Source organism: Bartonella rhinolophi (assembly GCF_036576165.1).
GTDB lineage: Bacteria > Pseudomonadota > Alphaproteobacteria > Rhizobiales > Rhizobiaceae > Bartonella.
In genome coordinates this window covers 89,587-105,345 of the sequence record NZ_JBAFWY010000004.1, presented here as the reverse complement: position 1 = coordinate 105,345, position 15,759 = coordinate 89,587, and the positions used below count along the sequence as shown (strand labels likewise).

Genomic DNA, 15,759 nt, shown 5'->3' with positions numbered 1-15,759 from the left:
ATCAATGTATCATAGAAAGAAAACAATCCCTCAAAGCATCATAAAACGGTGCAAAAATTTTATCTCCTATAAAATACTGCTGTTCACTGTTTATTTTATTTTGTGCATATGAATTAATATGTTTGGGTATATATTAGTTTTGTGTTACAGTTTTGGTTTAAAAATTCATTTTTATGCACGATCGCGTAGTTGCTAATTCGGGTAAGAATTTCTGTGGTACTTTATAAAATACTAAAAAAAAATTTCTTTGTTGGTGTTATTATTTGCACCCTTTGTGGTGTTTTTACCAGTCATGCTATGTCACAGACATCTGGCGTACGCAATATTCCTGCCCCACAAACCTATGGTGCATGGACAAAAATTTGTTCTCTGCCACCAGGTACACCTAATATACAGTGTGAAGTGGTGCAGAATGTACATACACAAAATCGTCATGATATTACCTTCCGCGTTACATTTTATAAACTTCCTAAAAATCAAGGAACTTTGATGCGTGTTTTCGTTCCGATTCGCGTTGAACTGCGCTTTGGTGTTGGTATTAAAATTGACGATCAAGATATGAAAAAAATGGAATATCGTCGTTGTCTTGGTAATAATTGCGTTGCCGAAGCTCTTCTTAAAGAAGATATGTTACAGCTCTTTTTAAAAGGTAAAACAGCAACCTATTTCGTATTTACAACTCCAGAGCAAGGTGTTGGAGGAATTGTTGATCTCCATGGTCTTAGTGATGCCTATGCCACCTTACCAACATAATAAAATTTTACACACATTGGCCAATGAACGATATTTCATAGCTTAGTTTATAATTTCCCTAATAAAACAAATAGAAATTTTTAAAAAATCAATGAAAATAGGATAATTACTATGAAGTCGCTGATTGATCATTTTGATATTGCTTCATCTAAAGTACAATCACTTATACAAGAATCGCTTTATCATGCTGATGATGGTGAACTTTACCTTGAATATACAGAAAGCGAAACACTGCTATTTGATAATGGGCAGCTTAAAAATGGCTCATTTCACCAAGACATGGGATTTGGTCTACGCGTTGTTGCTGGAGAAGCTACAGGATATGCTCACTCTAGTGAGTTATCAGCTGCAGCACTTAAACGTGCAAGTGAAGCAGCTAAAGCTATTACTTATAATAATCATATAGGATCTTATAGTGTAGCACCTCAACAAACAAATAAAAGGCTTTATCAACCGCATAACCCTCTTGATACCCCATCATTCGAAGAAAAAAGTACACTCTTACAAAAAATTGATGCTTATTTACGTAAAAAAAATGATAAATTACATCAAGTTACTGTTTCTCTTTCTGGTTCGCTACAACACGTTGAAATCTTGCGTGCCGACGGGTATTTTGCTCATGATATCCGTCCTCTTGTACGGTTGTCTATATCTGTCGTTGCTGCCGAAGGGAATAGGCGCGAAAATGGCTTCTATGGATGTGGTGGACGACAAGCATTCAGCCAGTTTATTAATGAAACAAATTGGAAAAAAGCTGCCGATGAAGCACTGCGTATGGCTTTAATAAATTTAGAAGCAGAAGCAGCACCAGCAGGAACATTTGATGTTGTCTTAGCTAATGGATGGCCTGGTGTTATGCTTCATGAAGCTGTGGGTCATGGTTTAGAAGGTGATTTTAACCGTAAAAAAACATCTGCTTTTGCTGGACTTTTAGGAAAACAAATTGCAGCAAAAGGTGTCACGGTTGTTGATGATGGCACAATTCCCCAACGCCGTGGTTCACTCACTATTGATGATGAAGGCACACCATCAGGATATAATGTTCTTATTGAAGACGGAAAACTTGTTGGTTTTATGCAAGACAGGTTAAATGCTCGACTTATGGGTGTTAATCCAACTGGAAATGGACGACGTGAATCTTATGCACATGCACCAATGCCGCGGATGACCAATACAATGATGCTAGGAGGAGATAAGACACCCGAAGAAATTCTATCCTCACTAAAAAATGGGATCTATGCTGTTTCATTTGGTGGGGGACAAGTTGATATTACTTCTGGAAAATTCGTATTTGAATGTACTGAAGCTTACCGAGTAGAAAATGGTAAAATTGTAGCACCAATCAAAGGTGCAACCCTTATCGGAAACGGACCAGAAGCCATGAAACGTATTACAATGATTGGAAATGATAGCAAGCTTGATAACGGCATCGGTATGTGTGGAAAAGCTGGGCAAAATGTCCCTGTTGGTGTCGGACAACCTCACCTACGAATCAATAATATGACAATTGGTGGAACAGCGCTTTCACAAAATTGATTGAATATGTTTTATTGAATAACTTTTCAACAGCCTTTAAAATAAGCTAAAGTTTCCAACCTGTCTTTGCTTTGCGCTTGCTCAAAACAGCAACAATTTCAACATGCGGTGACCATAAAAATTGATCAATTGGTATGATCTTTTCTAGCGTATAGCCACCTGCCACAAGAAGAGACGCATCACGAGCAAACGTAACAGGATTGCATGAAATTGCCACCACACGTGGAATAGTTGTCTTCGCTAATTCATGCACCTGTTTTTCTGCTCCAGCGCGCGGAGGATCGAAAACAACGCTATCAAAACCCTCAAGCTCTTTCGCAGAAAATGGATGACGAAAGAGGTCACGTTTTTCACAAGTAACTGTTTTTAAACCAACCGCAAAGCGTGTTGCCCGATCTAAGCTTGCTAATGCTGCATTATCATTTTCTATCGCATGAACATTCATTTTTTTCGCCATACGTAGCGTAAATGTTCCCACTCCTGAAAACAAATCAACAGCATTTTTTGCTTTTTTTAAATGAGTCAAAATAATATTGCCCATAATATTTTCTGCTTCACAAGTTGCTTGGAGAAATCCACCAGCAGGAAATTCAACACAGACATCCCCGAAGTAAACTAATGGTTTTTCTTGCTCAACCAAAATTTCACCTTCAACAGACAAGCGCGTAATTCCACTTGCAAGAGCTATACACACCATTTTTTTGCGAATGCGCTCGTCCTGCACAATACATCCATTCAAAGCAACATCTAAACCATTTTCAACAGACGTTGCCGTAACATGAAACCGCTTTGCATGATTGTTGACAAGAGCACAAAGCACCCTAATATCATTTAACTTAGACATAATTTCTAAACGCGTCACTGGGCATTCTTCAAGCGCCATAACATCATGAGATCGATAACGATTAAAACCAATAATATGACCTTGCTGTGTCGCAAGCGCTGTTAAAGTAATCCGTCGGCGACTGTAATATCCACATTCAATTAAGGGAGAAACATGGACATCAAGCCCGTACTTTTTAAGCGCATCAACAACTAATTGCCGTTTCCAAAAGCGATAAGTATCAGCGTTCCAATGCTGGAGCACGCACCCTCCACAACTCCCAAAATGTCGACAAACAGCATCGATGCGCTCTGATGATTTTCCTTCTAGTGCAATAAGTTTTCCATATTTTCCACGAGGAGCAATTATAGCAACCTCTCCTGGCAAAGTGAAAGGAACATAAATAGAGCCACGTGATGTACTCGAAATACCATGACCATTCACGCCAATACGGTCAATTATAACTCGGTCACGCACTCTTTTTTTCTCCGAATAATAAATATTCCAAATTGCCATCACCACCTGTAATGGGTGAAGGAAATAAACCTTTTGCGGTCCACCCTACTTGAGTATTCAACCAATCAAAAAGTTCTTCAGCAATCTTCTGTGCTATAGATAGATTTTTCAATACTCCACTCTTATTAAGACCTTCTCGACCAATTTCAAATTGTGGCTTGACCAATAAGACTGCTTGAGCTCCCCTCTTGGCTAAAGACAAAACAGGAGGCAGTGCAAGTTTCAGAGAAATAAAACTAACATCCGATACTATGAGATCAATTTCTCTTCCACCTAAATGTTGTTGTTTCAAATCTCGAACATTCAAGCCTTCTAGTAAAGTTATCGCACTGTTGCCAGATAAGCGCGCATCAAGTTGATTATGACCAACATCAATAGCAATAACATGAGCAGCTCCACGCTCTAAGAGAACTTGCGTAAAACCACCTGTCGACGCACCAATATCAATGGCAGTTACTTTATCCGTTACAATTGGAAATGCATCAAGTGCACTCATCAATTTTAACGCCGCACGTGAAACATAATTCTGTGCTGGATCACACACTATAATTTCTGCTTCATCAGAAATAATTTGTCCAGCTTTAAAAATGATTTTACCATCCACCTTAACAGTTTGACGTAAGATTGCATCACGTGCTCGTGAACGCGTAGTAAAAAAATTTTTTTCGACTAAAAGAACATCGAGCCTTTTCCTAACAAACATCTCATACTCGAACTTTCTACACTGTCTGAATTTCACGTCCCAAAGCAGTAAAGACAGTATTGACAATACCAACAGCATCAAACCCGATACGTGAAAGAACTTTCTTTGGTGAACCGTGGTTTAAATATTCATCAGGAAGCTTTAATGTACGAACCTTCAAACCATGTTCTAAAAGCCCTTCTTGCGCAAAAAATTGTAATAAATGCGCTCCAAATCCACCCATTGCTCCTTCTTCAATTGTTACTAATACTTCATGCTCACGTGCTAAGCGACGCATCAAATCCCTATCTAAAGGCTTTGCAAACCGTGCATCAGCAACAGTTGTAGACAATCCCTCCATTTCCAACTTGTCCGCTGCTATAAGCACTTCAGATAACTGCGCTCCAAAACAAACCAGCGCTATCCTGCTTCCTTCACGCAAAACGCGCCCTTTTCCAATTTCAAGCAATTCACCTCGCTGCGGCAAGTTCATACCAACACCTTCACCACGTGGATAGCGAAAAGAAATAGGTCCTTGATCATAGGCTGCTGCCGTGCGCACCATGTGCATCAGTTCAACTTCATCCGAGGGAGCCATCACCACAAATTCAGGAAGAGCTGTTAGAAAAACAATGTCAAAACTTCCAGCATGCGTCGCACCATCTGCACCAACAAAACCTGCTCGATCAATCGCAAAACGCACGGGTAATTTTTGGATAGATACATCATGAACAATCTGATCATAAGCACGCTGTAAAAAAGTAGAATAAATTGCAACAAAAGGCTTATACCCCTCACAGGCAATACCCGCAGCAAAAGTTACAGCATGTTGCTCAGCAATACCAACATCAAACATCCTGTTAGGAAATTGTTTAGCAAATATATCAAGCCCTGTTCCTGTTGGCATTGCCGCCGTTATGCTAACAATCCTCTCATCATGTGTAGCCTCTTCTATCAAAGCTTTAGAAAATACTTTGGTATAAGGAAGCACTTTACTTTGTGCTTTAACCTGTTTTCCCGTCACAACATCAAAACAATTAACACCGTGATATTTATCAGACGATGCCTCCGCAGGCGCATATCCTTTCCCCTTATGGGTCACCACATGCACTAAAACAGGCCCATTAGGATATTCACGAACATTTTTCAAAACAGGCAATAAATGATTCAAGTTATGACCGTCTATCGGTCCAACATAATAAAAACCAAGCTCATCAAATAAAGTTCCTCCAACCAAAAAAAACTTTGCAAACTCCTCTGAACGATGTGCTTGATCCAAAAAAAATTTTGGCAATTTTTTGCTGAACATCTTTACCCGTTCACGCAAACTGCGATAAGAAGGATGAGAAACTAACCGAGCAAGATGAGCTCTCATAGCGCCAGTAGGAGGCGCAATAGACATATCATTATCATTTAAGATAACAATCAAACGTGCATCCAAAGCACCCGCATTATTCATCGCTTCGTAAGCCATACCAGCTGACATAGCGCCATCACCAATGACAGAAATAATATTCCGTCTTTCTTCTGTTTTTAAAGCACTAGCCACTGCCATACCAAGACCAGCTGAAATAGAAGTGGAAGAATGACCCGCTCCAAACGGATCATACACACTTTCTGAACGCTTTGTAAAACCTGATAAACCTCCCTCTTGACGCAATGTGCGAATTTTATCTCTGCGACCTGTTAAAATTTTATGCGGATAGGTTTGATGCCCTACATCCCAGATAATTCTATCTTCAGGCGTGTTAAAGACATAATGCAATGCAATTGTTAATTCAACAACGCCAAGCCCTGCACCAAGATGTCCACCCGTCACAGAAACAGCATCAATTGTCTCAGCCCGCAACTCATCAGCTAACTGTACTAAATCAGCTTCTGGCAATGCCCGCAAATCTTGTGGCAAACGAATACGATCAAGTAATGGCGTTAATATCTGAGACAAAGAAAGCTCCTTATACTACATTATCACTCGAGCAAGACAACAACACATGTCTTTTACTCTTTCATTCATAGTGTAATGCATTTCTATTGGAATACTTCATCTCTATGAGATTATCTACAAATTTTCTTATTTTTAACGCATTTCGTAAAAAAGAAATTAATAATAATTCTCTTCCTATAAACGAGGCTATTTTATCTCTAATTTTGCAATAAATATCCAAAAATTATTTGACATTACTCAGAATCAAGTAGCTCTACCCCTTCTGGAGAACCTTTCTCTGAAAGTTGAATTTTCTCAACTTTAGCTTCAGCTGCTTTCAAAAGTTTATCACAATGCTTTTTAAGAGCTTCACCACGCTCATAGATATCAATTGACTGCTCTAAAGGAACATCCCCGCGTTCCAAATTTTCAACAATCACTTCAAGCTGCTTAAGCGCTTCCTCAAAACTTAATGTTGTAATATCCTCTTTTTTTATCTCTTGCTGCATGTGATCCTCACAAAATATCTGTTTTGGATATACGAATTCCAAAACCTTCTAAACCTACATAATGACGTTCTTTAGAAGCATAAACAATAACAGAACGAATTCCTAAATGTTTTAAAATTTGTGATCCTAAACCAATTTGGCGCCACTCTTCTTCCCGTTCAATCGCTTGCACATGGCTTTCTAACCCCTTGCTTGCCATTTCTTGAGCACCAATAGCTGATTGAACACCAACAGACCCTTCACGTAAATAAACAAACACACCGCGCTTCTCTTTTTCCATTATACGCTGCATGGCAGCTACAATATTTGATGATTGACCAAAAACATCATTCATAATATTTTCACGATGTAGACGTACAGGAATATCCTCACCATCACGGATATCACCAAAAACAATTGCCACATGCTGGACTGCTTCCCAAGGAAGTTGATAACTTTGAACAACAGCTGGCCCTACTAATGTTTCAATTTGCATTTCTCCTACATGCTTAATCAACATTTCCTTACGCTGACGATAAGCAATCAGATCTGCAACCGTTATCATATGCAACCGATTATCCTGTGCAAACTTTGTTACTTCATCCCCATGTTTAACGCTACCATCATCATTGACCAATTCGCCAATAACACCAACAGGTGGCAAACCAGCTAATTTACATAAATCAACAGCTGCCTCAGTATGACCTGAACGCATGAGAACACCCCCTTCATGCGCAATCAAAGGGAAAATATGCCCTGGACGAATAAAATCGCCCGCACAAGCATTTGAATTAGCAAGATTACGAACTGCCAATGTACGGTCGTGCGCTGAAATCCCCGTCGTTATTCCATGTTTAAAATCAACAGTAACAGTAAATTGCGTGCGATGAGCCGAATTATTATCTGGCACCATAGGAGTAAGATTAAACCGTTGCGCTTCTTCTTTTGGCATAGGAGCACAAACAATACCTGTTGTATGGCGAATGATAAATGCCATTTTTTCTTCTGTACAATGGACAGCAGCAACGATCAAATCACCTTCATTTTCACGCTCATGATCATCTGTCACTACAACAATTTCACCACGCTCAAAAGCCTGAATAGCAGAAACAACTTTTTTTTGATCATACGCCATTATTTACCTTTCGAATCAACCAACCTGTCCGCGATGTCTTAGGTAATGATCAGCAATAGCACAAGCAACCATCGCTTCACCAACAGGAACAGCACGAATCCCAATACATGGATCATGGCGTCCCTCCGTTATAACGTTTATATCATTGCCATCAACATCAATTGAACGACGAGGCGTTAAAATTGATGACGTAGGCTTCACCGCGAAACGCGCAACAATTGGTTGTCCGCTCGATATTCCACCTAAAATACCGCCAGCATGATTAGACAAAAAAAGCGGTTTTTCATCACTTCCCATCCGCATTTCATCTGCATTTTCTTCTCCCGTCAGATGAGCTGCTGCAAAACCATCACCAATTTCAACGCCTTTAACAGCATTAATGGACATTAATAATGATGCAATATCCTGATCAAGTTTCGCATAAATAGGCGCCCCTAACCCCGCTGGAACATTTTCTGCAACAACCTCAACCAGAGCACCAACGGATGAACCATCTTTACGTAATTTATTGATATAATCGCTAAAAACCTGCACCATCTCTGCATCAGGCGTAAAAAAAGGATTGTTATCAACCTCTAACCAATCCCAACGGTCGCGATTAATATTATGAGAACCAATTGCTATCACTGCACCTCGTACAACCAAATTAGGAACAATTTTACGCGCAAGAGCACCTGCCGCAACACGCGCTGCTGTTTCCCGTGCTGAAGCACGTCCTCCACCTCGAAAATCACGAATGCCATATTTAACATCATAAGTATAATCTGCATGGCTCGGACGATACTGATGGGCAATTGAACCATAATCTTTAGAGCGCTGATCCATGTTTCGAATAAACAAAGAAATTGGCGTACCGGTCGTCACCAATGTTGCTCCATCGTCTTGAACAATAACCCCTGAAAGCACCTCTATTTGATCCAACTCTCGGCGCTGCGTTGTATATTTAGATTGTCCTGGTCTACGTTTATCAAGATAAGATTGAATATCTGAAAGAGTAAAAACGATCCCTGGGGGACAACCATCGATAACACAGCCAAGAGCAACACCATGACTTTCACCCCATGTCGTGACACGAAACAAATGACCAAATGTATTATGCGACATGAAAAATGATCCGATTCTTCGTCAAATATGCAACTACAACACATGGCTAAGCTGTGCACAATACAGCCCTCACCCTCCAACACCATCATTTATTTTCAATTTAGTCAAATTACCGCTATTAAACTGCGATTTATAAACCAAATATTATTCTTTAACGACAGAAATATCTGGTGCATCAACAGCTTTCATACCTATGACGTTATAACCTGAATCTACATGGTGCACTTCACCTGTAACAGAACGAGATAAATCTGAAAGAAAGTAAAGAGCAGAATCACCAACTTCTTCAATTGTCACCGTACGACGTAGAGGAGCGTTATATTCATTCCATTTTAAAATATAACGAAAATCACCAATACCAGAGGCAGCCAATGTTTTAATTGGCCCCGCAGATATCGCATTAACACGAATGTTTTTAGGCCCCAAATCTACTGCTAAATATTTCACGCTTGTTTCAAGAGCCGCTTTAGCAACGCCCATCATATTATAATTCGGGACAACTTTTTCTGCACCATAATAACTCAATGTTAAAATCGAGCCGCCATCCGACATTAATTTTTCTGCACGCTGGGTAAGAGCTGTTAAGGAATAAACAGAAATATTCATTGTCATCATAAAATTTGATTCGCTAACATCAACATAACGACCGCTCAATTCATCTTTATCAGAAAAACCAATAGCATGAACTAAAAAATCTAACTTGCCCCATTCTTTCTCTATTTTTCTAAAGACCGCATCAATAGACGCACTATCAGAAACATCACAATGACCGCAAACAAATCCTTTTACTTCTTCAGCTAAAGGCTCAACACGCTTTTTCATTGCCTCACCTTGGTAGGTAAAAGCAAGCTCTGCCCCTGCTGCACTAGCCGCCTTGGCTATTCCCCAAGCGATAGAACGATTATTGGATAATCCTAAAATTAGACCACGCTTGCCATATAATAAATCATTACCATTAGCCATCAGCACTGCCCCATTACTATTTGAAATCAATATTATCCACCTGCCTATGACATAGGTCAACATTTTCTTCAAGCAATTGGTTTCAAATCAAATAAAAACTATGCTTTTGTATACTTCAACCGTATAATTTAAAAGTTAACCTTTCTGCGTTTGCAAAAATTGCTCTAACGCAGCATCTCCACCTTCTGGCAACATGACACGAACATGCACATAAAGATCATCTCTTGTACCATTTTTTAAACTAAGCCCTTTTCCTTTCAACCGTAAAATACGATCAGAACTTGACCATGCCGGAATAGTTAAAACTACACGCCCCTCCAAAGTTTCAATTTCCTCTTTCGTTCCCAGAACAGCGTGTTTGAGAGAAACTGGCAAATCAAGATGGAGCGCTCTTCCTTCGACCCGCAAGCGAGAATGTTTCTGAATGTGAATGGTTATCAACGCATCTCCTGCTTTCCCATAAGCAACTTCTTCTCCTTGACCTTTTAGGCGAATGGTTTGCCCATCCTCAACATAGTCTGGAAGCTTAATCATTAACCTTTTTCCATTAGAAAAAACAGCTTCTACCTTTTCTGCTCCAACCATTTGCTCCAATGTTACCGTAAGATTAGCACGAACATGCGCTCCTTGTTGAGGTCGATTATTATGTTGTGCAGACTTTGAAAAACTTCCTCCTCTTCCAAATAAATCGCGAAAAATATCGTTTGCATCAAAACCTGCACCACCTGAAGAACCAAAATCAAATCCCTTTGCGCCTCCTGCAAAGGGATTGTATCTGTTTCTAAAATTTCCATCAGTGCCATAAGCTTGGTGAGTTGGCCTTCCCTCCATATCAATTTCACCACGATCAAATTGTGCTCTTTTGTCTTTATCACCTATAATTTCATAAGCCTGATTAATCTCAGAAAACCTTTCCTTAGCCTTTACATCACCCATATTGTGATCTGGGTGATATTTCTTTGCTAATTTTCTGAACGCAGATTTAATCTCTTGCGATTTCGCGGTGCGCTCCACACCCAAAACCGTGTAGGGATCACGCATATTGCCCTCTTTTCAATCTTTTTGTTTTCAAAATATCAACTGATACGTTATTCAATATCCCTCACAGGTTCATCAGTCATTCTATAGAATAATTTTCTTTCTCTTTATATGTCTATAAAAGAACTAAAATACCAGATAAAATAGATACTTTGATATTTAATTATATTATATCGCGCGCTATGCTAAAAATAAAAATACTTAAAACACTATAAAAACATATGATTAAATTGCCTTCTTGAAATAAAGGAAGGATCAGCACTTCACTTCTTAATAACAAAGTAAATCAGAGAATGTTTCATTCGCACTCGCTGACATTCGGAGATATTATGAATAACACAGCACAAATAGACGATGATTTTATGCAAACACAAAATCCTTTCACACTTTTCGCAAATTGGTTTGAAAAGGCAACCATAAGCGAAATAAATGATCCTAATGCTATGGCATTAGCAACAGTTGATGAAACTGGCTTCCCTAATGTTCGTATAGTTCTTCTTAAAAACTTCAGTTCTAAAGGTTTCATTTTTTATACTAACTATGAAAGTTGCAAGGGACAAGAAATTTTAAAATCAATGAAAGCATCCTTAGGATTTCATTGGAAATCGCTTCGCCGTCAAGTTAGAATCAGAGGAGTTGTCGAAAAAGTTAGTACTCAAGAAGCAGATATGTATTTCCAATCACGACCACATGGCAGTCAAATTGGGGCATGGGCATCCAAACAATCTCAACCATTGGAAAGCCGTTTTGTTCTTGAAAAGGCAATTGCTAAATATACTGCCCGTTATGCAGTAGGTAATATCCCGCGCCCACCTTATTGGTCTGGTTTTTGTGTTCAACCACTTTCTATTGAATTTTGGTGTGATCGTCCATTTCGCTTACATGATCGCGTGCTTTTTACACGCGACTCTATTGAACATGTTGATTGGCAAACGCAAAGGCTTTACCCTTAACCTTAAAATGTAAAGCCTTTTTCTTCATAATAATCAAATAACTGCTTGCACAAATTAAAGTTAACTCATTTTTATTATAAATCGGAAAAATGAACCCTCTATACAAAAATTAACTGACAACAATCTGTTAATTATTGCCCCGCTTAGAATAAAAATTACTTACCATACCATCACGAAATTATTTGAGTAATAATATGTATTGAGCAGAAACCTGAGAAATGAGTCGCAGTATGTAAAAAATAGGACACGCCCTGCAGTTTTTATCCTTTTAAAATAAATAAAGCTCAACAAGAAAGCAGTTTTGTATAAAAGAAACCTAAAATTAAAATACAAAATTTTAACCCTAAATTGCAAAAAGCTCTTTCTGCTCTAAAACCGTGTAATACATAATTCTGTTTTATCATTTATTAGACTGTAGAATGAAGTGCTGTCCATATACCACCGCACACCAAGCCAGCAAAAATCAGAAATCCAACAAACGAATTAGATTTGAAAAGCTTTAGGCATTGTGAATTATCATCTATATCAATGACTTTAATTTGTATAAACATGTGAATGCTTGCAACAAAAAGTCCTAAAAAACTTAAGATAGGAACTTGCGCCAAATAAAATGCTAAACTGACGAGAATCACAAACCCGCTATATAAAAACACCAATGCACGCTTAGTGCCTTTACCAAAGAGGAGTGCCGTAGAACGTACTCCAACAGTAGCATCATCTTCCTTATCTTGATGTGCATAAATTGTATCGTACCCAATCGTCCACAAAATGGATCCCATATAAAGTAAGATTGGTGCCCAACTTAAACTTCCATACACAGCCGCCCATCCCATTAATGCTCCCCAATTAAATGCAATCCCTAAAAAGAATTGTGGCCAATATGTCACGCGTTTCATAAAAGGATAAATTGCAACCGCTATCAACGATGAGATTCCTAAGAAAAAACTAAATATATTAAATTGCGATAAAACGCCTAAACCAACCAAACATTGCACCAATATAAAAATTTTTGCCTGAAACCGACTCACATGACCTGTTGGCAATGGACGAGAACGTGTCCGCTCTACCTGAGAATCAATTTTATGGTCAATAAGATCATTCCAAGTACACCCAGCACCTCTCATAGCTATAGAACCCAGAAAAAAAAGAAAGAGGTACCATAACCAATTAATCAGCGTTGATAAAAAAGGAAAACGAAGCATTTCATAAGAAAAAAGAGCCATAGTTGTTGACCAAAAACAAGGCCACATCAGCAACTGCCACCCTATAGGTCGATCCCAACGCGCCAATTGAGCATAAAACCACAAAGAGCAAGGAAGAAAATTATAGACCCATTGTTTAGAGGATGCATCCATAACCCGTCCCTGATTCTCACAGGATTGAATATGTGCAATATTTTTACTTTTTTTCATCAAATGGTTTCACCTTTGGTCTTGCGATAGAGACATTTCATTCTTATGACAAGAAAACTGATTCAATTATCTTCTTCTACGATAGGAGCAAACAATGAACATTCTTCTTATTGGCTCAGGTGGACGAGAACATGCTTTAGCATGGAAAATAGCAGCATCACCACTACTCACGAAATTATATTGTGCTCCTGGAAATCCTGCAACAGTGGAATTTGGAGAAAATATTAATTTGAACATTGATAACCATTCTCTCGTCATTGACTTTTGTAAAACACATTCTATTGACCTCGTCATCATTGGACCCGAAGCACCATTGGTTGCAGGGCTAACAGACTCCCTTAATAGTGCTAATATTCATGTATTGGGCCCCACAAAAAAAGCTGCTCAACTAGAGGGTTCAAAAGCTTTTACAAAAGCTTTATGCAGTAAGAATAACATTCCTACAGGAACTTACCAATGCTTTAATGATGCTTTAAAAGCCAAAGCCTACATTCGTCAACAAGGTGTTCCCATTGTCATTAAAGCCGATGGTTTAGCTGCAGGCAAGGGTGTTGTTGTTGCAATGACAATGGAAGAAGCATATAATGCCGTTGATGTACGCTTCAAAAACGCATTAAGCAATGCAGAAGAACAAATTGTTGTAGAATCCTTTCTTGATGGAGAAGAAGCAAGCTTCTTTTGTCTTTGTGATGGTAAAATCGCTATTCCTTTTGGATCTGCACAAGACCATAAGCGTGTTGGTGATGGTGATACTGGAGCTAACACAGGCGGCATGGGGGCTTATTCACCAGCACCCATTATGACCAAAGAAATGGTAAATCGCACCCTCAAAGAAATTGTTGAACCCGCTTTACGTGGCATGGATGAAATAGGAGCTCCTTTTAAAGGCATTCTCTTCGTCGGGTTGATGATAACTCAGAAAGGGCCTGAATTAATTGAGTTTAATGTACGCTTCGGTGATCCCGAGTGTCAGGTTTTGATGATGCGCCTAAAAGATGATATTCTTCCACTTTTTCTTGCTGCAGCCCAAGGAAATCTTGAAAAGAAACCTCCACAATGGTCTGAAAAAACTGCTTTAACCGTCGTCATGGCTGCAAAAGGCTATCCAGATTCTCCGCAAAAAGGCACCGTTATCCGCAATATTGATAAGGCGAGTGCTCTCTCTGATGTGAAAATTTTTCACGCTGGTACAGCATTCCACAACGGAGAATTAATTGCTAATGGTGGACGTGTTTTAAATATAACAGCAACAGGAGAAACTGTTACACATGCACAAAAACGCGCCTATGAAGCTGTCGACTGTATCGATTGGCCAGAAGGTTTTGCCCGACGCGATATTGGATGGCGAGCCATTGCGCGAGAAAATTCAATTTCCTGAACTTTTTTCATGATTTTATAATTCCACATGACTGCATGATGTGTCAATCTGCTAGCCATTTTGTGTTTCTTACGGCTTTGGGAGAAATATTGAATTTTCTTAAAAAAATAAAATAAAAAAGCAAATTCCATAAATATGAAACTGCAAAGTTCTATTATGTGATCGTCTATTGCTTTATTTGTCCACGATTCACTTGCTTATCACTTATTGCAAAGCACTTTTTGCTGACTAAATTTAAAGACAAACGTCATGATTATCATTGCCCTCGCACACATAATGAGTAATTAATGAGTAATGAGCTGCAATTTTTTCATTTATACCGAATAAAATTTTAATCACAATCAATAAAAAGATGCAAAAAAATTAATACAATTATATTGCTATATCACAATCTGATTGGCGATCACTAAGCGCAAGCCTAAAGAATTATCATGACGAAGCAAAAAGCGCTTTTGTTTAGAATGCGGTATCGTACAAAAAAATTGACGTAAATCAGAACGATCTTTGACAACCATGACACTATTATCTTCATTAATCATAAGCATAGGGAGACCATAAGTATCTGCCCATAACCGCCAATCTAGAAGAACACTATTCAAATTTCTAGAAACTAAAAGTCGAATGCAAGCTTCTTCATCTACATGAAGCAGCTCCAATGCAACTGCTCTTTCTCCTGAAGGAGTTTGCACTGCACGCGCAGCAATCCCTTTGAAATGATAAGCTGGCACTAAATGCGATAAACTTGAAGGAATATCTGTTTTAAAAAAAACACCATACTCATTTAATGAGCAAATTATTTGATTTCCTGTTTTTGATGAAAAATATGTTATCGTTTGTGGCAAATGACACGGATCTAACCGAAAATCAAGCCCCGCCTTTTCCTGATTAAAGCATTGATTAGCCATATACAGTATCCCAATTTGATCTTAACAACATAATACCTTTTAACAGCTTTTTTCCATTGGATTATTAAAAGATTGCGTAAAAAACAACTGGTTTATTTTTTGGTTATTGAAACCTAAACAAAAACACATGACAAAATTGACTGTTCTTA

General features: G+C 38.6%; 14 protein-coding genes. 4 read left to right on the top strand and 10 right to left on the bottom strand.

The window, feature by feature from the left end; translation table 11 throughout:
• Positions 1-213 precede the first annotated feature (213 nt).
• Both V5N67_RS04125 and tldD read left to right on the top strand, forming a co-directional pair.
• Positions 214-753 (top strand): invasion associated locus B family protein, encoded by a 540-nt coding sequence (locus tag V5N67_RS04125; protein ID WP_332060639.1) that lies wholly within the window; start codon positions 214-216, stop codon positions 751-753.
• A 111-nt stretch (positions 754-864) separates the two neighbouring features.
• Complete coding sequence (gene tldD / locus V5N67_RS04120) at positions 865-2,289, top strand: metalloprotease TldD (RefSeq protein ID WP_332060638.1); 1,425 nt, start codon at positions 865-867, stop codon at positions 2,287-2,289.
• A 46-nt stretch (positions 2,290-2,335) separates the two neighbouring features.
• Here the strand turns inward: tldD and V5N67_RS04115 are convergent, their stop codons facing one another.
• From V5N67_RS04115 to V5N67_RS04080, 8 genes are all read right to left on the bottom strand, one after another.
• Positions 2,336-3,589 (bottom strand): class I SAM-dependent RNA methyltransferase, encoded by a 1,254-nt coding sequence (locus V5N67_RS04115; protein WP_332060637.1) that lies wholly within the window; start codon positions 3,587-3,589, stop codon positions 2,336-2,338.
• Positions 3,582-4,331: a TlyA family RNA methyltransferase gene (locus V5N67_RS04110; RefSeq protein ID WP_332060636.1), complete on the bottom strand. Its 750-nt coding sequence runs from the start codon at positions 4,329-4,331 to the stop codon at positions 3,582-3,584. Before V5N67_RS04110 ends, V5N67_RS04115 begins: the two co-directional genes overlap by 8 nt.
• A 16-nt stretch (positions 4,332-4,347) precedes the next feature.
• Complete coding sequence (gene dxs, locus V5N67_RS04105; protein WP_332060635.1) at positions 4,348-6,255, bottom strand: 1-deoxy-D-xylulose-5-phosphate synthase; 1,908 nt, start codon at positions 6,253-6,255, stop codon at positions 4,348-4,350.
• 233 nt (positions 6,256-6,488) lie between these two features.
• Positions 6,489-6,743 carry an exodeoxyribonuclease VII small subunit gene (locus tag V5N67_RS04100; RefSeq protein ID WP_332060634.1) on the bottom strand — a complete coding sequence of 85 codons (255 nt, stop codon included), beginning with the start codon at positions 6,741-6,743 and terminating at the stop codon, positions 6,489-6,491.
• Between the two features lie 7 nt (positions 6,744-6,750).
• Positions 6,751-7,857 (bottom strand): 3,4-dihydroxy-2-butanone-4-phosphate synthase, encoded by a 1,107-nt coding sequence (gene ribB / locus V5N67_RS04095; RefSeq protein ID WP_332060633.1) that lies wholly within the window; start codon positions 7,855-7,857, stop codon positions 6,751-6,753.
• A gap of 15 nt (positions 7,858-7,872) precedes the next feature.
• A complete protein-coding gene (gene aroC, locus V5N67_RS04090; RefSeq protein ID WP_332060632.1) occupies positions 7,873-8,961 on the bottom strand; it encodes a chorismate synthase in 1,089 nt (362 codons plus the stop codon).
• A gap of 144 nt (positions 8,962-9,105) precedes the next feature.
• A complete protein-coding gene (fabI, locus tag V5N67_RS04085; RefSeq protein WP_332060631.1) occupies positions 9,106-9,924 on the bottom strand; it encodes an enoyl-ACP reductase FabI in 819 nt (272 codons plus the stop codon).
• Between the two features lie 135 nt (positions 9,925-10,059).
• On the bottom strand, positions 10,060-10,965 hold the full coding sequence (locus tag V5N67_RS04080) for a DnaJ C-terminal domain-containing protein (RefSeq protein ID WP_332060630.1): 906 nt from the start codon (positions 10,963-10,965) through the stop codon (positions 10,060-10,062).
• A 326-nt stretch (positions 10,966-11,291) separates the two neighbouring features.
• Between V5N67_RS04080 and pdxH the strand changes: the two genes are divergently transcribed.
• The gene (gene pdxH / locus V5N67_RS04075; RefSeq protein WP_332060629.1) at positions 11,292-11,915 is read left to right on the top strand and encodes a pyridoxamine 5'-phosphate oxidase; all 624 of its coding nucleotides are present in this window, start codon (positions 11,292-11,294) and stop codon (positions 11,913-11,915) included.
• A 407-nt stretch (positions 11,916-12,322) separates the two neighbouring features.
• On the opposite strand, the gene ubiA is transcribed toward pdxH, so the two are convergent.
• On the bottom strand, positions 12,323-13,327 hold the full coding sequence (ubiA, locus tag V5N67_RS04070; protein ID WP_332060628.1) for a 4-hydroxybenzoate octaprenyltransferase: 1,005 nt from the start codon (positions 13,325-13,327) through the stop codon (positions 12,323-12,325).
• Between the two features lie 94 nt (positions 13,328-13,421).
• On the opposite strand from ubiA, the gene purD reads away from it, so the two are divergent.
• A complete protein-coding gene (gene purD, locus V5N67_RS04065; protein ID WP_332060627.1) occupies positions 13,422-14,705 on the top strand; it encodes a phosphoribosylamine--glycine ligase in 1,284 nt (427 codons plus the stop codon).
• 380 nt (positions 14,706-15,085) lie between these two features.
• Here the strand turns inward: purD and V5N67_RS04060 are convergent, their stop codons facing one another.
• Positions 15,086-15,610, bottom strand: a complete 525-nt coding sequence (locus V5N67_RS04060; protein ID WP_332060626.1) for a DUF6101 family protein — start codon at positions 15,608-15,610, stop codon at positions 15,086-15,088.
• Positions 15,611-15,759 lie beyond the last annotated feature (149 nt).

Bases quoted from the DNA above. Each gene is read 5' to 3' on its own strand.
- V5N67_RS04080 (WP_332060630.1), bottom strand. From the start codon at position 10,965: ATGCGTGATCCCTACACGGTTTTGGGTGTGGAGCGCACCGCGAAATCG.
- ubiA (WP_332060628.1), bottom strand. From the start codon at position 13,327: ATGAAAAAAAGTAAAAATATTGCACATATTCAATCCTGTGAGAATCAG.
- V5N67_RS04110 (WP_332060636.1), bottom strand. From the start codon at position 4,331: ATGTTTGTTAGGAAAAGGCTCGATGTTCTTTTAGTCGAAAAAAATTTT.
- pdxH (WP_332060629.1), top strand. From the start codon at position 11,292: ATGAATAACACAGCACAAATAGACGATGATTTTATGCAAACACAAAAT.
- purD (WP_332060627.1), top strand. From the start codon at position 13,422: ATGAACATTCTTCTTATTGGCTCAGGTGGACGAGAACATGCTTTAGCA.
- aroC (WP_332060632.1), bottom strand. From the start codon at position 8,961: ATGTCGCATAATACATTTGGTCATTTGTTTCGTGTCACGACATGGGGT.
- V5N67_RS04060 (WP_332060626.1), bottom strand. From the start codon at position 15,610: ATGGCTAATCAATGCTTTAATCAGGAAAAGGCGGGGCTTGATTTTCGG.
- tldD (WP_332060638.1), top strand. From the start codon at position 865: ATGAAGTCGCTGATTGATCATTTTGATATTGCTTCATCTAAAGTACAA.
- V5N67_RS04100 (WP_332060634.1), bottom strand. From the start codon at position 6,743: ATGCAGCAAGAGATAAAAAAAGAGGATATTACAACATTAAGTTTTGAG.
- ribB (WP_332060633.1), bottom strand. From the start codon at position 7,857: ATGGCGTATGATCAAAAAAAAGTTGTTTCTGCTATTCAGGCTTTTGAG.
- fabI (WP_332060631.1), bottom strand. From the start codon at position 9,924: ATGGCTAATGGTAATGATTTATTATATGGCAAGCGTGGTCTAATTTTA.